The organism is Bacteroides sp. DH3716P, assembly GCF_025914115.1.
Lineage (GTDB): Bacteria > Bacteroidota > Bacteroidia > Bacteroidales > Bacteroidaceae > Bacteroides > Bacteroides ovatus.
Map to the genome: position 1 here is coordinate 557889 of NZ_CP083673.1, position 26987 is coordinate 584875.

Sequence of the window (26987 nt, forward strand, 5' to 3'; positions counted from 1 at the left end):
ATATAATTATAATGTAACTGAAAAGTAGAATAGGAAGGAAATCCAAGTAAAATGGCTAATAGTAGCTCCTTAAAACGAAAAAGCACTAAGTTCTATCAGAACTTAGTGCTTTTTCATATTCTATTCTTATTAAAATAAATATATAGTTCTTAAAATACAAATTATATCTCTTTTTCGGATTGTATTTATTAACAGTTCCGGTTTGGTATTATATAATGGAACAAAAGTATATATTCTTTTTGCAAAAAACAACGAAAAGACATATTTTTTTTATGGAATAGTCATCTAAATTGATAGAAAAAGTAAAATCAAGCAACATTTCTTTCCAGAATTACATATTTGATGTAAAAACACTACAAAAACAATGGATTATAATTAAGTTCTGATAGAACTTATCTAAGTGTAAAAAGTGAGTTTAAATGTTTTAGGGCTATTTAATAATTTAAAAAGAGATTTATGAAGAAAAAATTAGCGCTGCTATTTGGATACCTTTTTATAGGTATCGGGCTGATAACAGCTCAAACGCAGAAAGTCACGGGGACAGTTATTTCCGATGATGACAAACAACCTGTTGTAGGGGCTTCAATTGTTGTAAAAGGCACTAACTTAGGTACAATAACAGACATAGACGGGCATTTCACTTTATTGAATGTGCCAAATTCAGCAAAAATATTGCAAATCTCTTATATCGGTATGAAAACGGAGTCGGTTTCTGTTCAGCCGACTGTTAGAGTTATCTTAAAGTCTGATACACAACTGATGGATGAAGTTGTTGTGGTAGGTTACGGATCAGCAAAGAAACTAGGGTCAGTAGTCGGTTCGGTAACAACGGTAAATAATAGCAAGATAGCCAATAGACCGGTTGCTAATGCCGGAGATGCATTACAAGGACAAGTTGCCGGTTTACAAGTATTTACTCCCAGTGGAGAACCAAGTGGAAGTGTTGTAATGCGATTGCGTGGAGTCAGCTCGATCAATTCAAATACAGAACCTCTCTTTATTCTCGACGGTTCACCTATATCATCCGGAGCATTTACAGCATTAAATCCGAACGACATCGAAAGCATGACCGTATTGAAAGATGCTTCCTCAACAGCTATATATGGTTCTCGTGCTGCTAACGGGGTAGTAATAATGACTAGCAAGAAAGGAAAAATGGGACAGAAAGCCCGTGTTAGTATCAATGCGCAATATGGCTGGTCGAGAATGACTGGGGATAACATAGAGATGATGAATACCGAACAATGGCTTAACCTGCAGGAAATGCTGGATCCGGGAAAAGCATACGATACTACATTTCAAAAACGGAAAAAGTTCTATATAGATAATGGTATATCTACAGATTGGGCGGATGTCTTCTTCGGAGATGCAGCTCCTACACAACAATATGATGTAAATGTGGTCGGTGGTTCCGAAGGTATCAACTATTATATTTCATTTGGACATTATGATACAGAGGGAATTATGGATGATTCCTCATTGCGCCGTGAGACTTTGCGCAGTAATGTGGAAGTAAAGGTGACCGACTGGCTGAAAGCCGGGATTAACGTGAACCTTTCCTATCAGAAATATAACACGACAACTTTCGGAACGGAAGCTAATAGCGTTTATAATAAAGCGTATGCTGCCCGTATTTATCGTCCTGACCAAACAATAAACGAGATATTGACAGACGAAGAAGGTAACTTTACAGGATATGGAAAACGATTGGACTATTTTGACGATATGGGATATTATAATCCGTATTACTTGGCAGAACTTCAACCGAATGACCGGAGTACGGTACGTATCAATGGCAATACCTTCTTTAATATAAACCCAATAAAAGGATTGAATATACGTACCTCGCAGGCAGTAGATGCCTTTGATTATCGTAACTCCCATAAAGCCTATCCGGAAGGCCCCTTTGAAGGGGCAGGGGTGGCGTCCGAGTCTTTCGAACGTTATTATTCATTTACTTTCACCAATACGGCGGAATATAAGTTCAGTCTGTCAGACAAGCATCTTTTTACCGTGTTGGCCGGTCAGGAGTCCATTATCACAAAGAATGAGAATTTCTCGGCAACTTCTAAAAAAATGGTAGATTCACGAATGATGCTGATGGCAGCTGGAGCAGAGTCAGAAGTGCCGATACATTCGATGTATGACAAGGTTTTCAATTCTTATTTCGGCACAATCAGTTATAGTTTCGCTGATCGCTATTATGTCGATTTGGCAGCACGGCGGGACGGTTCTTCTCTGTTTGCCAAAAACAACCAGTGGGCAAACTTTTATTCTTTGGGAGCCATGTGGGATATGAGAAAAGAGAATTTCCTGCAGAACGTTTCATGGTTGAACAGTTTACAGTTGAAAGTGAGCTATGGAACAACTGGTAATTCCGGTATCAGCGCCTATAATGCGTTGGCATTGGTCGGCTCCGGTTTGCTGTATAACGGACAACCGGGTATTGCTCCTTCTACCGTCGGAAATGATAACCTGACATGGGAAAGCATGAAAACACTGAATGTAGGCATCAGTACAAGAGTGTTTGACCGCTTTTCTGTAGAACTGGAATTTTATAACCGTCAGACGGACGATATGTTGATGGGTTATCCATTGTCATACACTACCGGACATGGTAGTAGTGTGGAAAATGTAGCAAGTATGCGTAATCGTGGTTTCGATATTACTCTGGGAGTGGATATTCTGAAAACGAGAGATTTCTCATGGAGTGTCTCCGGGAATCTGAATTATAATAAGAATGAGATAACTAAACTGTTTAACGGATTGGATGAATATACCTTGCCCGATACTGGTTTAAAAATGAAGGTCGGCAAACCTTGGGGAGAATATTACTATGTAAGATGGGCAGGAGTCGATCCGCGTGACGGATATAATATGTGGTACGACAAAAATGGAAATTTGACGAAGAGTTACTCCGAAGAAGATGCAGTTTTTGTCGGCAAACAACGCTATGCGCCATGGTCCGGTGGCTTTGGTACCCAGTTCGGATGGAAAGGGATTTCTGTTAGTGCCGACTTCTCTTTTATGCTAGGCCAGTATATGTTGAATAATGAGCGCTTTTTTACAGAGAATCCCACTTTTGCAGGTTCGGACAATCAAACTGTAGAAATGCTTACCATGTGGCAGAAGCCGGGAGATATAACCAGAATTACCACTCCCGACTCCCCGATGCAGTTTGATACGCATTTACTGGAAAATGCTTCATTTATGCGTATGAAAAACCTGACTGTCGGGTACACCCTTCCGGTCAAACTGATTCAGAAAACAGGAGTAATCAGTAACGCCAGAATCTACTTTGTAGGACGTAATTTACTCACAGTGACTAAATATAAAGGATATGACCCGGAAGTAGACAGTAATATCCAATTGGGTAACTATCCCAATACGAAACAATATTCTTTCGGAGTCGAACTAACTTTCTAAAAACATAAAGAATGGTGAATATGAAGAAAATATCTATGATAGCATTGACTATACTGACACTTGGGGTGACTTCTTGTGATATGGATAAAATGCCATACGATGCTGTTCCTACAGAAGAAGCGTTAACGACCATAGTCGGTTTTGAAGAAGCACGTGCCGGTATCTATTCCGTATATTTAGGACTGACAGGAGGAAGCTATGTATTAGCTCCGGAAGTTCAGGCAGATGCCTTTAATGCAGTGGCGGATTTCTCTAATAAATATGGTGAGTTGCACCGTTGGACTTTCGAGAGCACCAACTCTACCGTAGAAACAATCTGGTCGAACTACTATGCCGCTATCGGACGTGTCAACTTCTTTATTGACGGGGTAGGTAAGATCGATGAGAATCCGGAAATCGAATTGACTGAAACCCAGAGACAACAGATTAATGTGTATGAGGGGGAAGCGTATTTTACAAGAGCATACTGCTACTTTTATCTAGCTACTTTATTTTGCCGCGATTACGATGTAGCTACCGCAGCAAGTACTCCGGGACTGCCGCTTCAGGTAAAATATGAGCCTAAACTTTCTGCTACCCAATATCCGGGACGATCTTCATTGGAAGATACTTACAAACAGATATTGGAGGACCTCGAAGAAGCCGAAGAACGTATTGAGACTGCAAAAAATGGCATTGCTGATTATGACAGGTATATTAATGGTGCATACGTGACAGTCAACACGGCTCCCAAGAATTGTGGGAATTATATCACGGTAGATGTAGTGACTGCCTTGAAAGCACGTGTTGCCCTGCAAATGGACGACTATGAAAATGCGGCCAAATATGCAGGTGACCTGGTTAATTCGAATAGATATCCATTATCGAACACAGCAACAGATTTTGAAAGCGTATGGAAGAATGACAAGGGAACGGAAACCATCTGGCAGATTGCCATGACTAGTGCCGACGATGCTGGTGTACCTCTGGGGACTATTTTCATTGGTTATCCGACTACAAAGAAGGATTATATTCCTACACAAACACTGATTGACCTATACAATGAAAAAGATATCCGGCTAAAGACTTATTTCGGGAAATACCACTTAACCGTATCGTCAGGTAATGCGGCGGATATCTATTTCTTTAATAAATATCCGGGCAATGAATATTACAATGCATTAGGAAGCGAAACACGCTATTTGAATCAGCCGAAACCATTCCGAATTGCTGAAATGTATCTGATTGCCACTGAAGCTAATGCAAAGATTGGAACGGCAGCTGCTGTGAAAAAGGGTAATGACGCTTTGAATGCATTAAAAAAAGCGCGAATCGAGGGATGGACTGATGCAACCTACGATCAGGAAGCTTTATTAAATGAAATCATGAACGAACGGGAACGGGAGCTTGTAGGTGAGGGATACCGGTTGATGGACTTGAAACGTTGGGGGAAAGGTGTGAAGCGTGGAAAACCGCAAAGCAAAGGACTGGTGCTTTTCCCGGGACAAGCAAGTACTGACGGACTGGATAAACCTGTGGATGACCAGCGGATGCTTTGGCCTATTCCTAAAACAGAAATGGATGCCAACCCTCAATTGGCAGGTCAGCAGAATCCGGGATATTAATCAATGAATAACGTAAATTATCAAACACTTGAGTAAAATGAACTATCTGAAAATATACACCCTTTTTCTATGTGCCGTTCTGATCGCCGCCTGTTCGGACGATGAGGAACAGTTTAATTCCGGAGCGGCTACGGTAAACTTGCAGGAAACTGTAATGACGGTGAAAGAATCTGCCGGTTTGTGTACTGTGCCTGTTGTTGTGACGGGCGAACATACCGGAACTATCCGTGTGACGTTCGAATTAAAAGATCATAATGCCAAAGAGGATGAAAACTATATTGTCACAACCAAAACGTTACTTATTCCTGCCGGGCAGGAAACAATGAATTTTGAGTTTAAGACCGTTGATGACAAGCTTGTTAATGACGACCGTTCTTTTGATGTTGAAATTGCTGATGTGGAAGGGGCGTCTATTGGTGAGAACAAGCGACTGACAGTGACTATCAAAGACAATGATTCAAGCTTTTATGAAACGCTTTCAGGAACTTGGATATTTACCGGAACGGCTTCTGCCACCAATGTTTCCAATGTGCCAGTGGGATTCTCCGTTAGAGTAAATACAGCGGAAGAAGGCACGGAGGCATACGAACACTATCTGGTCTGTTCGAATAAGAATGGATTTGATCCGGATAATGATATTGAATGGGAATTTAGTTGGCGGTTGCATTATGAATATGATTCGGAGGTGCAGAAAACCTACCTGTCCATTGTGCCGGGTGAAGATGTCGCTTCTTATGGCCCGTATACCATTCGTTTCAGGAGACTGGCTTTGGACGGAAGTACTTCTGACGTATATCGCGGAGAATATGATGCTGAAACTAAAACTGTCACTTTCGAGAATGCCAATTTGATAGGCGATATGTATAAGGACGGCTTGATACAAATACAGAAATTCAGGCTATTTGGCTGTAAGATGGAACACATCAGATAAAACAAGATTATTAACATAACAAATAAAAAGAACTTATGAGAGCATTAATTGTCTGCATTACGCTGTTGTTCGCTTTTCTAACTTGTACCATGGCACAAATACCATCAGTCAAGGTTGAAAATACGAAAGGAGCACAGGTAAACACCTCCTCCCTGATTAATCACAAAACACCTATGATTATTTCTTTTTGGGCAACAACCTGTAAACCATGTATTCGTGAATTGGACGCTATAAATGAACAATTGCCCGATTGGTTGGAAGAAGCCAATTTCCGTGTAGTAGCTGTTTCGACAGATGACAGCCGTTCTACTGCTAAAGCGCGTGCATTGGCAGAGGGACATGGATGGGATGATTTTATCATGTTGTACGATAAAAATCAGGAATTCATGCGAGCTATGAATGTAAGCCTGACTCCACAGGTATATGTAGTGGATGCCGATGGGAAGATTGTCTATTCACACACCGGGTACGCGCCGGGAAGTGAGCTGGAACTATTGAAAGCGATAAAAAAACTACAGAAATAGAAACTGTTATTATTCATAGATAAACGCAATGACATGACTAGAATAAGAATTCAGGTGTTGGCTTTAGTAGCGTTAGCGTCTACTCTAACCTATGCGCAGCAAGATAACAAAAAAGGTTATCTGACAGGGAGCTTTGAAACGAATACGATTTACTACAAGGATGATAGTAAGACAAAAGCAGAATCTCCGGAAGATCATTTCGGTTCGAACAATTATCTGAAACTGGATTACTATCAAGGTAAGTTTGCCGTAGGTGTACAGTTGGAAGCCTATGAACCGGTACTGGTGGGATACCCGACAGAATTGGAGAAAGCAAAACTAACCAACTATTACGTATCTTGGGCCGACAAGGATTTTTCCGTAACAGCGGGTACATTTTATGAGCAGTTTGGGAGTGGACTGCTATTCCGTAGTTGGGAGGACCGTATGCTTGGTTTGAATAATGCGGTGATGGGAGCACGTTTTACCTACAATTACAAGAATATTGTAAGGTTGAAGGCCATTTGGGGAACTCCACGTTTTGGAATGGACTTTTCCGACACACAAGTACGTGGCGTAGATGTAAGTTTCTCCTTATCTGAAATGCTTAGTTGGCAAAATACGTCCTTGAGTATCGAAGGAGGGGCATTGAACCGGTATGAGAAAATCAATATCGACCTCGAAGAAGAAGGGGGAAAACCTTATTCGAATGGCTTCTCGGGACGGGTAAATTTTGAACGCTCCGGATTTACAGCGAAAGGTGAATATGTGGACGGTGGCAATAAATATTATAATTTCATCCATGATGATAAACTTTATGCAAGGAAACGTGCCAATGCGCAATTGCTGGAGCTGGGATATAGCGGCAATGGGTTGGGGGTAAATCTGACCGGGCGCCGTTTGGAATGGATGAATAGTGAGATTATTGCCGGTAATGGTTCGACTTCGAATCTGTTGAATTATGTCCCGGCTATGAGTACGCAATATACCTATATGTTGACCAACTTGCATCCTCATACTCCACAAATAGGAGATGTGACAAATGCAGTTAGCGGTGAGATGGGCGGACAATTGGATGTCTTTTATCATTTCAAAAGAGGAACGGTCATTGGAGGTAAACGCGGTTTGAAATTACATGCTAACTTTTCTACCTATTATGCTTTAGAAAAAGAAGGAACAGCCCAGATAGGTAACTTGGCATTTCGTGACTTTAGTGTTGATGTGGAAAAGCAATGGACAAAGTCATTCAAAATGAACTTGCTTTATTCTATGCAAGAATATAGCCCTTCGTACGGAGCGAATAAAACGACTAATCTGTCGAATATTTTTGTAGCAGATTTACAATATAAGTTCACGCCTTCTTTTTCAACTCGCATGGAGTTGCAATACCTAACTACAAAAGAAGATCAGAAGGACTGGATGGCAGCTCTGTTGGAGATAAATTTTGCTCCGGCATGGAGCATTTACGGAAGTGATATGTATAATCACGGCAAGGATAAAATCCATTATTACAATGTGGGAGCCAGTTATGCCAAGTCACGTACGCGTATAGCCTTGAGTTATGGTCGTAACAAGGAAGGGTACGTCTGCTCTGGTGGAGTTTGCCGGACGATTCCTAAATATACAGGTGCCAACCTGACTATAACTACTTCATTTTGAGTTCATCGAAACATTTATTAATTAGAATATAGAATATGAGAAAATTTACAATGTTTTTTATGTCAAGTCTGATATGCTTGTGCGGATGTTTTACAGCGTGCAGCGGTAATTCTGACGACAATGGTGAAGAGCCGGATAACGGCGAAGTGACAGGACCTATTACTTTGACTGTGGATAAAGCCAAGATTGAAGCCAATGGAACAGATATGGCGACTTTTACGGTGACTGATGCCAATGGAAAAGTACTGACGACTTCCGAATATATGAAGAATGTATATTTTGAAGATGTAACTACCGGTGATTATTTGGAGAGACGGACCAATACGTTCTCGGCAGTAGAGAACGGGACACATAAGTTTAAGGCATATTACCTGGACTGGGAGTCGGATGAAGTTTCCGTAACCGCACAGAATCGTAAGAATTATGAACTTTTCTATCGTAAAGTAGGTGTCTTCAAAATGACGGGAACTTGGTGTACCTATTGTCCGGCCATGACTTCGGCATTGAAGAAAGTGGAAGAACTGATGCCGGGACGTATGGTAAAAATGGCTTTTCATTCTTCCAGCAGTTCCGCCACTGACCCGTTCCATTTGTCACAGACAAGCACAATCATGGGCCGTTTTGGAGCGTCCGGTTTTCCTACCTGTATCTATGATTTGAAAGTCATGTCGATAGACAGGAACGTGAGTGCTATCAAACAGACTTTACAAAGTCAAATCCGACAATATCCGGCAACCTGTGGAATTAAGGTAAATACATCTTATAATTCTTCTATGGGTGAGATTACGGTGGATGCCGCACTGAAGTCGAGCTTGGGAGGAGAATATGACCTTGTTTATGTCTTGGTGACTGATGGCTTAACAGCATCCGGAGGAAATGAGACCTCGTACGATTATACAGTAAGAGCTATTTCCAACAATTACCTGTCGATGTCAACCGACGGACGGTTTACTGTGAAGGCAAACGAGGAGCACACTGCCGCAACTTTCAGCATTTCTAATGCAAAGAACCTGAATCCTGCCACATCGCGTGTAGTGGTTTATGCATTACGTAAAGTGGATGACGCATATATGGTGGATAATATAACCGAATGTTCTATCAATGGTAGCATAGACTATCTCTATAATGATTGAGGCTTATGAAAAAAATATACTCGACAATTCTACCAATTGTAATGATCCTTTGTTTAGCAATGCTGTCATCCTGTTCCGGCAATTCGGACGAAACGGAGAATGGGGGGACGGATGACGGCATTTTGCGTATTACAGCTGATAAGACGGCTATACAGGCAGATGGAGTAGAAAAAGTGACCTTCACGGTCAAACTGGGTACAAAAGATGTAAGTGAAGAAAGCACAATGAACCTGATTTTGGTAAAGGAATCGGGAGAGGAAAACCTGGATTATGGTGTTCGTGCTTTCAGCACTTCAGTGCCGGGTACGTATGTCTTTAAAGCCCGCTATTATGAAGGAAAAGCAATGGTCAGTGAAAATGAAGTGACCGTTCAGGTTGCTCCCGTATCAGGAGGAACCAGCTATTATCATAAATTACTGGGGATGCAGTTTACTTCTGTCGGGTGCCAGGCCTGTCCGGCGCTTAGCACTACATTGAAAGCAATTCAGACTGAACAACCGGGGCGATTGGCTATCGCTTCTTTCCACATGGATTTCGGAGGAATGACGGATCCCATGAGTACAGCAGCTACCAATAATTACCGGACTAATATTCTCGGTAATTTCTCGGGACTGCCTCGTTTCTTTTACAATCTGCGTAAGGGTACTAAAGAAATGATCAGTATCAAGAGCCAGATTGAAGAAGAGCTTCAGAAAGAATTAAGTAACTATCCGGCTTCTTGTGGGGTAGCTGTTGAGTCTGTGTATAATGCTTCTGACCGTACAGTGAAGATTACTGGCAAATTAACTTCCAACGTAACAAACACTTATCGTTGTTTGATTTATCTGGTAGAGGATGGAATCAAATACTTTCAAACGAATGGCGCGAATGATTATACGCATAATAATGTGGTGCGCGCAGTGGTGTCCACATCATTGAACGGCGACCGTTTTAATGGGGAAGTAAATGCGGGAGTGGAATCTACCATGCAACGATCTTATCAGTTGGAACCGGGATGGAATGTGGATAATATGCGTGTGATAGTGTCGATGCTGACAACTTTGGATGGAGGAAAGACTTATACGTGTAACAATGTAAATGAGTGTAAACTTGGAGAATCAGCAGATTACTTGTATAACGAATAAAGAAGAGTTATGTGTATAAATGTCTATAAAATAATATTGCTGGTCTGTATGTGCTGTGTGGGAATATGCTGGATTTCTTGTTCAGGCAATTCCGATGATTCGGAGCAGACGGAAGTGATTTTGAGCGTCGATAAAAATACGTTGACTGCGGACGGAAAGGATATTATAACCTTTACGGTAATGCATGCGGGAATAGATGTAACTGCTGATGCAATCATCCGTTCCGTGATGGACGGACAAACTTTGGATGGAAATACCTTTTCTACTTCTAAAGCCGGAACCTACGCTTTTGAGGCATCTTATGGCAACTATGTATCCAAATTGATAACAGTAGTTGCAAAAAGTACATCAGGTACAGTATCCAATTTTGTGAGACGCATCTGCGCAATGGAGTTCACCGGAACATGGTGCGCCATGTGTCCGGCAGGAATGACCCGTCTGAATTATTTGATAAGTTCGAGTTACGAGGGAATTGTTTATCTGATGTCATTTCATGTTGATGGGACAAGTGCCGATCCAATGACAATTGAACAGTCATCGATTCTTTCCAGAAAGTTTGCTATCTCCGGTTATCCTTCATGTGTGGTTGATATGCGTGGGACAATGGGGCTATCTGAAAACTATAGTGTCATGCGGGCTATATTTAATGAGTCTTTGGAGAAATACCCTGCTCATTGCGGAGTAGCTATCAGTTCTGTTTATAATGAGGTTGATTCCGAAGCTAAAGTTACTGTGAAAGTGACTTCGGAGAAAACGGCTGATTACCGCCTGGTATTGTATGTTGTTGAAAATGGATTGAAGTATCAGCAGAATGACGGAGGCAACTATCGGGACTATACACATAATCATGTAGTCCGCAAATTACTTTCTGCTTCTGTAGAAGGTGACAAACTGGGACAAATTGCAGAAGATAAGGAAGAAGTAAAGGAGTATACTGTGGCATTAGACGATACATGGAAAGCAGAGAATCTTTCTTTTTATGCATTAGTAATGGATGAAAACGGCTATGTAAACAATTTGGCTGTTTGCGAAGCAATAAACGGCAATGCCGATTATGAATATGTAAATGATTAATCACATTTATCACTTAGAATTATGAAGAAGAAATTAATTAGCTTATTATTTTTATTAGGGCTGGTGTTAGTTATAAGCCCTATGGTGCTATCGTGTTCGGATAAGGATGAACCTGCTGTGGAACCTGACGTGCCGGTGACCCCGGATGTACCACTTCCTCCTGTACCAACTCCAATCAGATGGGTAGAAAACGAAGTGGATGGTGGTGAACGTGGGGTAGGCATCAAAGTGACTAGCAAAACTACCAACAACTTTGTGTTTGAATGTACCCCGGGAGATAAGGTGCAATCTTATCGTTTGGATGTTTATCCTTTATGTCGTATGTATAACTACTTATTTGAAAGTGGCGGTTCAGGTGCAAGTGAAGAAGAAATCGAAGATTTGATTCTGAAAGCTCTCTATAATTCGGAGGGTGCCGGTGCTTATACTTTCAACAGGAAAACATTAGGAGATAGTTACCCGAATACAGAGTTTGACTGGACAAATTCCAAATATGCTCAATCGGAGATTGTGCCGGGAGCAGAATATTTGATTATAACGGTAGGGTGTAATGATGAAGGCGGACAAAATCCGGCTGATATGAAAATCTGTTATTTGAAAACTCCTTCAGGAGATGTAGCAGGCCATCCTCGTGTTGAAATTGATGTTAAAGCAAGTTATCAGGCAGCTGCCATTCAATATGTCCCCAATGAGGATTGCAAGTATTTCTATCAGTTCTGTGCGGATTCCGAACCTATCGATGCGTTTATTGAAGCTTATGGACAGAATATGTATATCGACTTTATGAGACACTGGACACAGACATCAGAAGATGCACAGGTACCTGAAGAAGAATTATTATATATAGTTGATTTTGGATATAATGCCGATTCGAAAAGAAAATTTACGGCTACTACTATCGGACTGGATGAGAATAAGAATAAAGGAGATTATGTACGGCAGGATTTCCAATTGAAAGAAATTCCTGATAATCCGGACGAGGCGGAATGTGACCTGAAGATTGCAAAAACAGGTGCTTCTATTGTTAACATGGATGTAAAAATGGAGAAAACTTGTTATGCCATGTTTTATCGTATATTCAGCGCTGCTGACTGGGCACCTTATGAAAATGCCGATGAAGCAACAATGACGGCACTTGCACAAGCTTTAGATCAAGAAGGATGGGGGATTAAGAATATAAATTTCAGTCAGGAAGGCTCGTATGCAACTACAGATTACCAACATGCTCTTGATCCTAATACTTCTTATGTTGTTGCTTATGTAGGTCGTAATATGTATGGACAATTATCAGAAGTGAAGACGGAAACTTTTTCTACCAAAGCACGAGTAACGGATAATCCGGGAGCATCTAAAGCTACGATAGATATTGCCATTTCCGATCCGGGACGGACAAGCCTGAAATTAACCTATACTTATAATCAGGAAGCGGCAGTATATTATCATCAATACATTATGACGCCGGATTTACTTGAAGAAGGTAATAAGGCTGAACTGATTAAATATCTGATGTCAGAAAATTCAAATATATGGGCCGCAAATAAGAACGGAGGAGTAGAAAGTTTTGCTTGGAGCGGTTTGGATCCTGGAACGGAATATACATTCGCTTATATGGCAGAAGACTGGGATGGCGTATTGACAGATGTGAAGATTGTGAAAGCAACAACTGAAGCTATTATAGCAGGTCCGAATCCAACGATGCAACTGAATGCCTACATGAGTGATTTGGGCAACTTTACAGTTCAGTATTCTATTGTGAAGGATGTTGCCAAACTATATTATACCATTATAGAAGATAACTATTCCGCAAGTGGTGACTATACTTATCAGGAATGTATGGATGTATGGAAAGAGCGTTGTCTGGATTATGGTTTATCAGGTGTCAATTCAACTACTCAATCGTATGATAAGACAAGTGAAGCCAAACGACTGGTTGCTTTATGTGTGCCTATTGGTGCCGATGCTGATGGAAATGAAGTAATTGGCGACCTTTATACAGTATTCTATGATAAAGAAAAAGGTATTATTACTGATCCTTCCGTATTATTCCCCGATGCTCCGAAATTAAAAAAAGGAATAAAGGGAATAGCGAAGCCTCAAGTAGTGAAGAAAGATAACCGGGTTCCTGCAAAGCTGATTGTTAATGAACAGGTGAAAGTGAATACTCCGGGAGTCATGAGAAGTGAAAGTGTTATTTATCTTGATTTGAAGAAATTAGGCAAACATCCTCACTCCAAATAAATATCGGCAAAACTAAATTTACCGCACGATAGTGTGTAAATCTATCGTGCGGTTTTTCTCTAATCATTAAACTTTTTATGGGTATGAGAAGAAATCAATTTTTAGGTGGCATAGGAAAATGTATGTGTTTCCTGGCTGTATGTGTTATGACATTTTCGTCATGCTATAATGACGATGATTTGAAGAATTCGATTTCCGGTTTGGAAGATCGCATGGATAAGTTAGAAGCTTCTTTGCAAAGTGTACAAACTGATATTTCCACATTGAAGACGCTGACTGATGCTTTATCTCAAAATAAATCAATTGCTTCTGTGTTGGAGAATGAAGACGGAAGTTATACAATTAAGTTTTCAGATAAGACGGAAGTAACTATTCGTAATGGTGAAAACGGAGAAGATGCTCCGCAAATAACTGTGATAAAAAACGAAGAAGATGGCGTTTATTATTGGGGAATAACCAGTACAGACGGCAAGAAGACATTCCTGAAAGATGGAGAAGGGAATATGATGCCCGTGACGGCTGCTGCTCCTAAAATTCGCATTAATACGAATACAAAAGAGTGGGAGATTTCGACAGACGGTGGAAAGACTTGGGAACCTACGGGTGTGTATGCATCCGGCGAAGGGACGGGGGATACCTCTCTTTTCAGTGGAGTAAGTCAGGATGATGATTATGCATATTTCACTCTGAAAGATGGCACAATATTAAAGTTGTCGAAATCTAAGGAATTGAAATGTGAAATATTATCGGGAAAACAATATTTTGCAAACGGTGAGGAGAAACTGATTTCGGTTGAAATGAGTGGTATTTCTAAGTATACCGTAACAAAGCCTGACGGTTGGAAAGCTTCATTGACAGGAAAGGGATTGACTATTATTGCTCCTGTTGCAGAGAATCAGTATGCAGAAACGGGGGGCAAAGTGGCAATAATGGCTGTTGCGTCTAATGGGCAAAGCATAATCTCGGAGATTCCGGTGATAATAGGTGAGGCTCCTGTTACTATATCTGTTGAAGGTCAAACGATTTCTACTACTTTGACGAATGGTGTAGAAATGTATTATTTGGGAGTGCTGGAAATTAATGAATATAGTGCAGAGGCCGTAGCTGAATTAGTGAACGGATATGCTGCCCGTATGTACATGAAGACAGCAGCTCTTGATAAAGTTCCATTGGCAGAACTGATAGGTAAGGATCCTGAAGCCGGAAAGACATATATGATTTGGGCAGTACCTCCATCTGAAGCTGGTAGTGAATATTTGCCTGATGACGTGATTGCCAGCGTGATTAAGACTGCTGCAACAGTAGAACTGAAGGTTTCGGATATAACGTTTGAAGGTGCAACGGTTTCTGCAATCAGAAAGGGTTGTGACGTTTATTATACAGGGATTATAGATAAGCCGAATTATTCACCTGAAAGAGTGATTGAAGATCTGGCTTATGGGGGAGGAACCAAACAATATTCGGATTATAACGGGCCGTTGGAAGGTAAGGTGTTAGATTTTCTTCCAAAGGTAATACCTGGAACAACGTATGTACTTTGGGCTATTCCTTATAAAGAAGAAAAAGGGTATAAAACAGAAGAACTGGTAGCTGTGGAGATTCCTGTGCCTGCGTTGACGTATGACGGGACAGCGTCGATAAATATTAATAGTGTTGTTACTACGGTTTCAAGTGTAAGTGCGACTATTACTCCCGGAACTGACTGTTATAAGTTCTATTATTCTTATATGAAAGAGCAAACTCTGGCAAATTATGGTACCGACAAGGAAGTTATTTCTTATCTTATTAAAAATGGAGATTCTTCCAAAGAGGCAGAAAACTTTGAAAGAGCCTCTTTAGAACCGGGAACAAAAGGCTTTTTTATTGCAGTAGCATTAAATGAGAAAGGGCAACTCGGGTCATTAGTCAAAGTACAGGCTGATTCCAAAGAAATATCTTATAATTCATCAATTTCGGTAGATGTGTCAATAGAGGCAGGAACTGTGTCTACGACTTTAACGTTGACCCCGACTGGAAATCCGGAAAAGTTCCGTTATGTTCACATGAAATTGAGTGATTTCAAAAGCTATCCGTATTGGGGAAATGAAGAAATGGTAAAACAAGCATTAATTATGAATGATAATGTTACTGAAATTGTTGCTGCTGAACTGAAAAATCATCAACTGGTGATCGAGGACATAGCATTTAATTCGGAATATGTATTGTTCATGATAGCAGTTGATACTGATGGTAACCCTTCTTCAACCATAACAAAGAAGGAATACACCAGTGCGAAGCCTACTTACGTGCGAAAAGACAGAGACCCGGATTTATGGAATGCCAGTGTGCCGGAAGTGACGATTGACAAGATAGAAAAGGATAAGTTCTATACCGTTTCTTACACTGTGAAACCTAAGGCTGCCTGCAAAGTATTTTATGTATTTGCCGGACCGGCAGATTATCTGACTGGTATGTATGATGAACAAATCAGGTATGTAATGAAAAACGGAGTAAAACAAACAACTACTTATTCAGGAAGTGTTTATGGAACATTACCTACTAATATCAATGTAACCTGGATGGACGAAGAAGGACGTTTTTATGAGGTTTCTAAAACCGTAGTAGAAGCTCCGGCACAATAATCTTTTTAATTTTTCTAATTTAATAATAATGATAGATGAAAAACTTATTTAATAGCTTTTATAGTATAGTATTGCTTGCCTTGTGTCTGATTGCTTTCAGTAATTGTTCGGATAGCGACGACGGGGGAGATGTCGGTGATACTGATAATGGAATCACTGCGATTGGTACTGAAACGGAAAAGACGGCTTCTATTTATGGAGAGACTGTTGAAATTTCGTTTACGGCTTCTGGAAAATGGACTCCTTCTCTACAATATTCTACAGGAGCAGATTGGGCTACTATAACTAATACCAGTGGTAATTCTGCTGCCGGTAAAGGGGGATTAAAGGTGAAAATTAATAAAAACGAATCCGGAAAAGAACGAATATTGACTGTGGTTGTACAAGTGGAAGGATATAAAGCTCCTGTTACAGTATGTACTATCACACAAGGAGGAGGATCCGGAGCGGCAGTAGACCTAGCTCTTAATGAGTATATGGATAAATATTTGAAGGAACATTATCTCTTTAAAGAAGAATATAATACATTAGATGTAGATTATGCATCGGTTTCTTATGATAATTTTCTGTCAACTTATCTTTTACCAATGAAAACCAATAAAGAGGATGGCGGAACTTATCGTGCATTTTCAGTCAATGCAGGCAAGCGTTATATCTATTCTTATATTATGGAAACAGGTTCCAGTAGAACTCGTGCAAATACTCGTGCAACAAGTGTTGTAGGATCGGGACTTGGAACGTTTTTCTCTTCTTACATGCCGGATAAAACAACTATTGGATTAGCCATTGGATATGTATATCTAGAATCTCCTGCTCAAAAAGCCGGATTGAGACGGGGGGATGTAATTGTTGCTGTAAATGGTACGACTTTGAATAAGAGTAATTACCAGCAATATATGAGCACTTTGTTTTATGCAGGTGGAGGTGAAACTTTTAAGATCGGCTATAGGCGTAAAATCTTTGATGAAAACCGGGGCGACTATGATTTGGTGGATGGAACTACTACATTAACCACTGGTAGTTATAATAATAGTCCTATCTTGAACTCAATGTTTATCAAAGACAAAAAAGAGAATAAATTCAATATCGGTTATTTAGTTTATCTAGGTTTTGATTTGAATTTTGAGGAAGACTTGAAATATGTAATTCAACAGTTCAAGGCTGAAGGCATCACAGATTTGATTTTGGATTTACGTTTTAACAATGGAGGTTCTGTTGAATTAGCTCGTTATTTAGCCGCTTCTATCGCTGGTACATCACATCGTTCGGATGTATTTATGAGAATGCAACGTAATTCCGGTGCAGATGAATATATCCGTTTTGGAGATGGTGATGATCTAAATCTTAAATCTGTAAGAATCATCTGTTCGGAAGAAACGGCTTCCGCTAGTGAATTGATAATTAGCGGATTAAGAGGCATAGATTTTCCTGTGAAATTATTTGGTAGCCGTACGGAAGGAAAGAACGTAGGAATGGAAGTGCAAGAATATAAATATGGAAATAAATATTATGAATTTGCTCCAATTACTTTCCGTTCTTTCAATGCAAAAGACTGGGGAGATTATGCTGACGGTATTGACCCGGATGTCATGTTGAATAATCAAAACTCAAGCTATGAAGATGATATTGATAATGTATTCCCTTATGCTTTCGGAGATTGGGACAATTTTGATTTTAATTATCCATTGTATTGGGCACTATGCGATGTTCAAGGGGTGGATCCGACTACAGGAGAACCTGTTAAACGTAGTGGAAGAGCAGGTTTGACACGTTCTTCAAAAGATGAAATCATCAGAGTACCATCTGTACCTTTGAAACGCCCTGCGGGAACTTTTGGCTCGCTCATTTACAACAAGCCGGAAGTAGAAAACTTATATTAGTAAGACTAAATCTCTTGTGAAATAAATTTTCTCTTAAGTTAAAGGGGATGCTTCTCGATAAGGTGTTAGTGAGAGCATCCCCATTTTGCTTTAATACTATAAAATCACATGTAATAATTATGACATATTATGGGATTCTGGAAAATTGCATTAATAAGTTTATTATTAGGAAACAATTCGGTTTTATCACAGAATAATCGATTGTTTTATGACTATGATAATAATGGAAATCGAATTTCACGGACAAATAATATTGAGAGTAAAGATCGTCAAATAATGATTACTGCTTCTGTTGATATTCCATATTTGGAATATGATGTAGCTGTTGATGTAAATAATCATACTCTTGATACACTTTTAGCAGTAGGATCTACTCCTTATTTTTTTGATATAGCAGCAAATGGTGCTTCTATCTTTTCAATTCCTCTCTCATTGCCTGTTGGCAATGGTGGAATAGGACCTAATTTGGAAATTGTATACAATAGTTATAGTGGAGATGGAGTTTTAGGTACAGGAATAAATTTGTCATGTTTATCTTCGATAACTCGTAGTAATGAAGAGTCTAGATTTAATGAATTATATTCTTGGAATAAATATTATTTGGATGGTATACCTCTAATAGCAAAATGGGTGGATGGAAAAACAGTCTATTATAAAGAAAATAATGATTATTCCTTAATAACCAGAGATGACTATAAACGTTACTTTGTATTGACCACTCAAGATGGAATGAAATATTATTATGGTGATTACAAAGGTACCAGAGCATACCAATTATCTAATGCTGACCAGACTACTATTATTTCCTGGTATTTAGCTTGTCAAGAAGATCCTTATGGAAATTATATATTGTATAATTATCAACAAGATATTGAAAATGCAGATATATGGTTGAAGTCAATTGAATATACATTAAATGATTCATGCAATTACACACAAACCAATCGAATTGATTTCTTATATAATCGTGTGAAAGATGTTCCAACTGGTTTTCTGAATGGTTTCAGGGTTAAACGTGATAAGATATTGAAAGAAATTTTTGTTTTTGCAGGAAGTGAACAGGTACGTATCTATAAAATGAAGTATATCAAAGATGAAAAAGATATATATCCAAAACTTAATAACATACAAGAGTTTGGAAAGAATAATGTAGCATATAATCCTATTATAATAGGCTGGGGAAAGCATCAAGGTGAGAAATGTTTGCAAAAATATGCATTTGAACATCGTCCGACAGATGTGATCCAAGGAGACTTTAATGGTGATGGAATAGAAGATTTTCTAACAATAGATAAACAATATATAATGAGACCTCCAGAATATATGGATTCTATAAATATTGTATTAGAGGTCCAAACAATAGATAAAAAAGGAAATCGTGAAAAAATATGGACTACAACCATTTATGACCAAAATTATTCTTTTACTGTTATTCCTGGAGATTTTAATGGAGATGGTTTATTGGATTTAGCTATGTTAACTAAGGATGATACGCATTTCATAATTATGAAAGCGTATCTGAATGAGGAAGGTAAATTAGGTTATAAAACAACAACCCGTTTGGGGGGAGTTGCTAGTCCTGTATTAGTTGGGCATTTTGAGGGAAATAGAAAAGATCAACTCCTAATCGGAAATAAATGCTACTCTTTTGATGATGAATTAGTAAAATATACTTCCCTAGAAATAAAAGGGACTTTGCCAAACAATGGGAGTTATGCAGTCATAGATGTTGATGGAGATAAATATGACGATATCATTGTGTATGATAAAAAAAAGAAGGAGTTTGTGGCTTATGCTATTAATTCTTATGGGAGTATCTTTGAATTGACGCATTTTTCATTTAATGAAGGGGAAATTAATGATCTCAAATTCGGGTACTTCAATAATGATCGATATGCAGATATCTTTTTTTATTGTAAATCCGGGGAACAATACAAACAATTGATATATTATTATAATGGAAAAGAATTTATTAAAGGAGAAATTACAGAATCACATCCTAATTTATCTTTTTTAGTTGCGGATTTTAATAATGATGGTATATCGGAATTAATGTCCTGTTATTATACAATTGATCAAGATAAAGAGGCTAGAGCTACGATTGTTAGTTATCCCGGATGTCATTTTACGAATAATATCTATGATATTGATGTTACGGATTTATTTCTATCTCCTGATATTTCTCCTGGAACGACAAGATTAGATGATGTGTATTCGTATAAAGGAAAATCGTATGTTTATCCTATAAAACATGATCTTTTTGCCGGTGATTTTACAGGGGATGGTAGAGCTGATGTATTAGCCATTTCTCAATCCAGAGTAACAGGGCCGGGGGTGATTACACGTTTTCGTGACGTAAAATACAGTTTGGTAACTTTTGATGAACAATGTTCTTCTGATGTGGTGATTGATATCATAGATGGTAATGCGGGTAGGCGCTCTATTGAATATAATAGTCATGTACAATCACGTGTGAGTAAGAATCCGCTAATAAAAGGATTATATACTCATTGGAATAAGCAATACTCATTAATTCGAAATGTAAATTATGTACTAACATCCGATTTACATAAAGACATTCATATTGGTAAGAAGTCATATTCATATACTACTCCTTTTTATAGAAAGGATAAAGGTAACTTTGTTGGATTTGAAAAACAAATAATAACAGATTCTCTTTTAAATACTATAACGGTTAACACTTATAATGTATTAGGATCTCCCTGTGTATTATATCTTGCCAAAAGCGAGTATCGTGTTGGACATGAAATCGTTTCGTCTACTAACTATGGAGCTGAATTACATGATTTGTCAGGGAGCTATTATTTGAGACATACATCCGTTTTTGAAACAGACTTGGATAAGCAATGTGAAAAAGTGGAGCAATATACTTATGATGAAATAGATAATATCATAATCTCTGATGTTAGTTATCAAGGATTTGCTAGGGTAAATAATATGCCAGAAAAAAGAATTTTAACCAATTATCAATATGTACGTCCGGATAATCTATTATATAAAAAGAAACCTTCAAAAATTACAACTGTCTACACAAGAGATGGAGCTAATAGTATCACTCAAACAAAAAGATACGCTTATACTCCACAAGGAAAAATTTCTTTAGAATCATTTAATTCATATTTTAAAAGATATCAATATAATGTATGTGGTCTTTTGGTTGCGGAGAGTATAGAAGATTCTATCACTAAAAAACAATTTGTTTATGAATATGATACTAACTTTTTACATCGGAGTAAGACTATATCTCCGACAGGCTTAATCTCAACTAATACAGCTGATGTCTACGGAAATACTCTTATTAATACCGGACCGGGAAATCTGAAAACATATTATACTTATGATGATTTATTCAGACCTTATAAAATTAAGGCTCCCGATGGTACTGTTTCAGTCCGGAAAGCAATAAGAAGAGGACGTGATAAACAAGGATTCTATGTTGCGAATTATGTTATATTGAATGGAAATACAGAAAAAAGTATTATTTTTAATAATGCCATACACTACGATTGTCTGGGGAGAGAAATTCGAAAAGAAAAAGTTCTATTAAATGGAACACATGAGCATATTGATATTTTTTATAACGAAAAAGGGTTATCAGAAAAGTTGTATTCATATAGAGGGAAAGTTTTAGTAAATTCGAAAGAAATGTATTATGATAATAAGAATCGTATTATACAAGAGAAAATATCATCTCCAGTTGATGTGGGCAAAAATGGAAAAACTATAGACTATGTTTATTATGATCCAAATGTCAGGAGAGGGAAAAAGGTAAAAGCTGTAATAACTAATGCATCTACTACTGACTCTATTGTTACAACAATAATATATAATCGTACTGCTTTACCTGTATTAAAAATTGAAAATAGTGATTCAATAGTTTACCAATATGATAGTGCTGATAACTTAATTAAGGTACGAACGGTAAGATATCCGACAGAGGATAAATATACAGATTATGGATTGAGAGTTTCTCATTTCAATAATTCTACAGGTAAATCGACATATGAATATAATAATTTCAATGAATTAGTTAAAGAAGTTGATGGTCAAGGAAATAAGATTGAATATGCTTATGATAAAGAGGGAAGAATAATAACAAAAACGACAGGGAAAAATACTGTTCATTATATTTATGACGCACTTACTGGTTGGCTAAAAGGAATTGAATCTTTATCACATAAACTGGAATATTTATATGATAATATAGGACGGGTTATTGAAGAAAAGAAAACGACATTAGGGATACCGATGGTCAAGAAATATCAGTATGACAACTTTGGACGTTTATCAGTGTATACTTCTCCGTCTGGTTTCAAGCAAAAGAATGTATATGATGATAGATTTTGTGAATTGGTTGAGATTCGTGATATAACTACAGGCGATTCAAAAATTCTATGGAAACGCGCGAAGGTCGATTCTTTGGGATATATTTCACAGGTTATTAATGGAGAGAATCGAACAGTAGATTATACGTATAATAATCGTGGAGAATATACACATATTTATTCTCCGGGAGTTATTGATTTTTTATATCAATATGATCATCGTGATTTGATGCTTTCACGTAAAGAAAAGTTTTATACAGATGATTTATGGAAAGGATTTGATGAGTATTTCAGCTATGATACTTATGAAAGACTTATTGCATCTGAAAGAAAAGGAAAAACAGGCCAAGAGGTTTCATATTCTTCCGGTTATCGGATTGCATCAAAATCCGACATGGGAACTTATTTATATACTAGCGATAAATCTCGAATTCATAGCATATCCACAGTGTCAGAAAGAGATTATTATCCTTCACAGATATTAACCTTTTCAACAAATAATCGTATTGCTACAATACAAGAAAAAGATAAGATATGGACTTATGATTATGATGTGAATGAGATGCGTGCAAAAGCGGTGTTGGAAGAAAATGGTATTGTACGATTAACTAAATATTATTTTTCTAATTATGAAAAAGAATGTACTGATAACCAATCGACTGATATTGATTATATTTATGCAGGTGAAAATTTGGTAGCTTTAAGAAAGACTACTGAAAATCAGGTGGCTATATATTTTGTCTATTCTGATAATTTAGGTTCTATTCGATGCTTGACTGATTTTCAAGGGAATGTAGTACAACAGTTGGGGTATGACGCATGGGGGCAACGTCGCAATCCATTGACTGGCGAGAAATTGACTTCTATAGAATTGATCGATTCTTATCGTATTACGCGACGTGGATTTACAACTCATGAGCATATTGATGAAATGAACCTGATTAATATGAATGCGAGAATCTATGATCCTTTAATTGGTTGCTTTATTAGTGTTGATCCTCACGCTGCCATGAATTATATAATTAATCCTTATACTTATTGTAATGGCAATCCATTAAAATGGATTGATTTAACAGGAGAAGATATGTGGAGTACGTCTGACCCTGACTTGATAGACCGGATGTTTAATTTATACAAGGATGGCCAGAATATGTTTGGCAAACCTTATTCTGTAAGTAATGATTGGTTTTATCTAACTCATGATGAGTTTGTTAGAGCCTATGCAGTATATGGAGTTGCTGTATTTTCTTACAATGGTAGCTATGACTTGAGTAGTTATGGGACTATAAGTGATGGGGAAATCACAATTCATGGGAAGCTTCCGAAAAAAGAGGAAACTGGCATTCCTAGTGTAGGTGATGCTTATTCTATGATAAATTATGCAGTAGGGACATATACTGGAATAAAAGCTTACTCGCGTGTACATGATGGAATGTGGCGTGGAATGGATGGTAAATGGTACAAAACATCTTGGGGAGGTAACCAATATACAGGGGCTCGTAGTACTGTGATGAAAAAGGCTCTACGTTTAGAGAAAATTGGTAAATATATGTTCTGTCTTGATGCTGTAATTAATGGAGTTGTAATTTGGAACAATGCTTCTGAAAATAATTACGAACTTATATTCCAATCTTCGGCAAATATTGTTTTCGGATATATTTCTACTTATGGTGGACCTCCTGGAATGATTGTGGGAACAATGTATTATTCTATGACTTTCGCTCCTCATGGATTTACATTTTGTCCGATAACAGAACCGACTTTCTGTTCATCTGATAATACTTATGTTGAACCATATAAAAAAATATATTGAGAATGAATATACTTAAACAAATATATGAGATATATGAATATCTGTTTTATCGAACATATATATGGCAGCTTAGATTGTGGGGAGAAAAGCGGTCGCCAGAAGTAGCAGGGTTATTACTACCGACCTCATTGTTTACTTTTGTTTTTGTTGGCCCAATAGTTGGAGTATTACATTCATTGGAAGTACAAAACAATGAAGAGTTAGGTATACTTTTGGCTGTTATATTCACTTTTGCTGCTCATAGATTATTTGTTAGCGATGGACGATATTTGTCTATTGCTGATAAATATCGTAATGAAACTAAAGAAAAACAACGACAACGTATGAAACAAGTTTGGATTTTTTTAGCAATAAATCTTATTTGGGTAATATTCTGTATCTTCTTATTCATCAAAGTGATACCCCCGCCATCAAATGCAGATACTTCTAATAAGAATCCTTCTCCAGAATATATAGAGATGCTGAAAGATATAAGGGACCAACGACCACAATAGAATATGAACAGTGAAATAAATTTGTTGTATAATAGATTATAATTTAGAACTTAGAAAATGAGAATTATTTTATTTTTATTAGTAGGTTGGTACACAATCGGGAATATACAAGCACAAATCAAAGAGCCTGTAAAGTTCAAAAATGAGTTGAAAATGACATCTGAAACGGAAGCGGAAATCGTGTTTACTGCTTCGATAGAGAAAGGATGGCATGTGTATTCGACCGGGCTAGGGGATGATGGGCCTATTTCCGCTACTTTCAACATCAATGCGAGTAATCATGTAGAAACAATGGGTAAATTGCAACCTGTTGGAAAAGAAATCAGCATCTATGATAAGATGTTCGAGATGAATGTGCGCTATTTTGAAGATACGGTACAGTTTATCCAAAAAGTGAAATTTGCAGGAAATGATTACTTTATGGATGGGTTTCTGGAGTTTGGAGCTTGTAACGATGAAAGCTGTTTACCTCCGACTCAAATTCCTTTTAAATATGGGAAAAAAGCAGAAGCAGATTTAATAGTTGCAAAAGGGAAAGAAGAGGCTCCGGTAAATGTGGTAGAGAAGCAATCGGAAAGTGATCTTTGGAAACCGGTAATCAATGAATTGCAGGTGTTAGGTGAAGAACATTCTCAAGAGGATAAATCTTGGTTGTATGTCTTTGTCACTGGATTTCTTGGCGGATTATTGGCTTTGTTCACTCCCTGCGTATGGCCGATTATTCCTATGACTGTGAGTTTTTTCCTGAAAAGAAACAAGGATAAGAAGAAAGGGATTCGGGATGCATGGACTTATGGTGCTTCAATTGTCGTGATTTATGTAACACTGGGATTAGCAATTACTTTAATATTTGGTGCCAGTGCATTGAACGCTTTATCAACAAACGCCGTATTCAACATCCTTTTCTTCCTGATGTTGGTTGTTTTTGCAGCTTCTTTCTTTGGGGCATTTGAACTTACTTTACCTTCTAAATGGAGCAATGCAGTGGACAGCAAAGCGGAAGCGACGAGTGGCCTATTAAGCATTTTTCTGATGGCATTTACGTTATCTCTAGTGTCTTTCTCTTGCACAGGGCCGATTATCGGCTTTCTGCTCGTACAGGTTTCTACGACAGGTAGCGTGATTGCTCCTGCTATCGGAATGTTAGGTTTTGCCATCGCTTTGGCTTTACCATTCACACTGTTTGCTCTTTTTCCTTCGTGGCTGAAATCAATGCCTAAGTCAGGAGGGTGGATGAATGTAATTAAAGTGACATTGGGTTTTCTGGAACTGGCTTTTGCTTTGAAATTTTTGTCGGTTGCGGACTTAGCCTATGGCTGGAGAATCCTGGATAGGGAAACTTTCCTTGCGTTATGGATTGTGATTTTCGGACTGATGGGGTTATATCTATTGGGAAAGATCAAGTTTCCGCATGACGGTGATGAAAACAGGGTAGGCGTGGGGCGCTTCTTTCTTGCGCTTGTTTCTTTAGCATTTGCTGTATATATGATTCCCGGACTTTGGGGGGCACCTTTGAAAGCTGTTAGTGCATTTGCTCCTCCTGTGATGACACAAGACTTTAATTTATATTCGAATGAGGTCCACCCCAAATTCAAGGATTATGAAATAGGTATGGAGTATGCACGACAACAAGGAATGCCTGTGATGATCGATTTTACCGGATATGGTTGTGTGAATTGTCGTAAGATGGAGGCGGCTGTGTGGACAGATAGTAAAGTGGGTGGTATCATCAATGATAAGTATGTACTTATCTCTTTGTATGTGGATGATAAAACTCCATTGAATGAGCCTATAAATGTTGTAGAGAATGGAACGGAACGCACTTTACGAACAGTAGGCGATAAATGGAGCTATCTGCAACGGGTGAAGTTTGGAGCAAATGCCCAACCTTTTTATGTATTGCTGGATAATGACGGTAATCCGTTGAATAAATCTTATGCATACAATGAAGATATTCCAAAATATATAGAGTTCCTGCAGGAAGGGCTGGAGCGATATGTGAAATGATGGATATTAGACATTCAGCTTGTATGTTATGGCTTATAGCTAAAGTTTGGAATGAGAAAAAGAATAATTCTTTTTGGGCATTTTCATAGAAATACATAGAATAGTGTTATCTTTGTAAAGTGACATCGGGTTTA

14 protein-coding genes are annotated in these 26987 nt (G+C 38.2%); all 14 read left to right on the forward strand.

Features of this window, described 5'->3' with window-relative positions; translation table 11 throughout:
• Window positions 1-456: 456 nt before the first annotated feature.
• The 14 genes from KQP79_RS01910 (at window position 457) to KQP79_RS01975 (ending at window position 26853) form a co-directional block, all read left to right on the forward strand.
• Entirely contained in the window at window positions 457-3426 is a 2970-nt protein-coding gene (locus KQP79_RS01910; protein WP_234120569.1) for a SusC/RagA family TonB-linked outer membrane protein, read from the forward strand.
• Between the two features lie 20 nt (window positions 3427-3446).
• A complete protein-coding gene (locus tag KQP79_RS01915; RefSeq protein WP_229077673.1) occupies window positions 3447-5030 on the forward strand; it encodes a RagB/SusD family nutrient uptake outer membrane protein in 1584 nt (527 codons plus the stop codon).
• Between the two features lie 37 nt (window positions 5031-5067).
• The gene (locus KQP79_RS01920; protein ID WP_061448323.1) at window positions 5068-5961 is read left to right on the forward strand and encodes a Calx-beta domain-containing protein; all 894 of its coding nucleotides are present in this window, start codon (window positions 5068-5070) and stop codon (window positions 5959-5961) included.
• Window positions 5962-5996: 35 nt separating this feature from the next.
• On the forward strand, window positions 5997-6485 hold the full coding sequence (locus tag KQP79_RS01925; RefSeq protein ID WP_061448324.1) for a peroxiredoxin family protein: 489 nt from the start codon (window positions 5997-5999) through the stop codon (window positions 6483-6485).
• 33 nt (window positions 6486-6518) lie between these two features.
• On the forward strand, window positions 6519-8123 hold the full coding sequence (locus KQP79_RS01930; RefSeq protein WP_032849475.1) for a DUF6029 family protein: 1605 nt from the start codon (window positions 6519-6521) through the stop codon (window positions 8121-8123).
• Between the two features lie 35 nt (window positions 8124-8158).
• The gene (locus KQP79_RS01935) at window positions 8159-9256 is read left to right on the forward strand and encodes an Omp28-related outer membrane protein (protein WP_008775750.1); all 1098 of its coding nucleotides are present in this window, start codon (window positions 8159-8161) and stop codon (window positions 9254-9256) included.
• Window positions 9257-9261: 5 nt separating this feature from the next.
• Window positions 9262-10380, forward strand: coding sequence for an Omp28-related outer membrane protein (locus tag KQP79_RS01940; protein WP_008640461.1), 1119 nt, complete (start codon window positions 9262-9264; stop codon window positions 10378-10380).
• Between the two features lie 9 nt (window positions 10381-10389).
• Window positions 10390-11454: an Omp28-related outer membrane protein gene (locus KQP79_RS01945; protein WP_061448325.1), complete on the forward strand. Its 1065-nt coding sequence runs from the start codon at window positions 10390-10392 to the stop codon at window positions 11452-11454.
• A 21-nt stretch (window positions 11455-11475) separates the two neighbouring features.
• On the forward strand, window positions 11476-13692 hold the full coding sequence (locus tag KQP79_RS01950) for a hypothetical protein (protein WP_061448326.1): 2217 nt from the start codon (window positions 11476-11478) through the stop codon (window positions 13690-13692).
• A gap of 83 nt (window positions 13693-13775) precedes the next feature.
• Window positions 13776-16313 (forward strand): PL29 family lyase N-terminal domain-containing protein, encoded by a 2538-nt coding sequence (locus tag KQP79_RS01955; RefSeq protein WP_151939906.1) that lies wholly within the window; start codon window positions 13776-13778, stop codon window positions 16311-16313.
• Window positions 16314-16348: 35 nt separating this feature from the next.
• Window positions 16349-18193 (forward strand): S41 family peptidase, encoded by a 1845-nt coding sequence (locus KQP79_RS01960; protein ID WP_061448327.1) that lies wholly within the window; start codon window positions 16349-16351, stop codon window positions 18191-18193.
• A 129-nt stretch (window positions 18194-18322) separates the two neighbouring features.
• The gene (locus KQP79_RS01965; protein ID WP_061448328.1) at window positions 18323-24352 is read left to right on the forward strand and encodes an FG-GAP-like repeat-containing protein; all 6030 of its coding nucleotides are present in this window, start codon (window positions 18323-18325) and stop codon (window positions 24350-24352) included.
• Between the two features lie 2 nt (window positions 24353-24354).
• Window positions 24355-24846 (forward strand): hypothetical protein, encoded by a 492-nt coding sequence (locus KQP79_RS01970; RefSeq protein WP_008640454.1) that lies wholly within the window; start codon window positions 24355-24357, stop codon window positions 24844-24846.
• A 57-nt stretch (window positions 24847-24903) separates the two neighbouring features.
• Window positions 24904-26853 carry a protein-disulfide reductase DsbD family protein gene (locus KQP79_RS01975; protein ID WP_061448329.1) on the forward strand — a complete coding sequence of 650 codons (1950 nt, stop codon included), beginning with the start codon at window positions 24904-24906 and terminating at the stop codon, window positions 26851-26853.
• The last annotated feature ends 134 nt before the right edge of the window (window positions 26854-26987 follow it).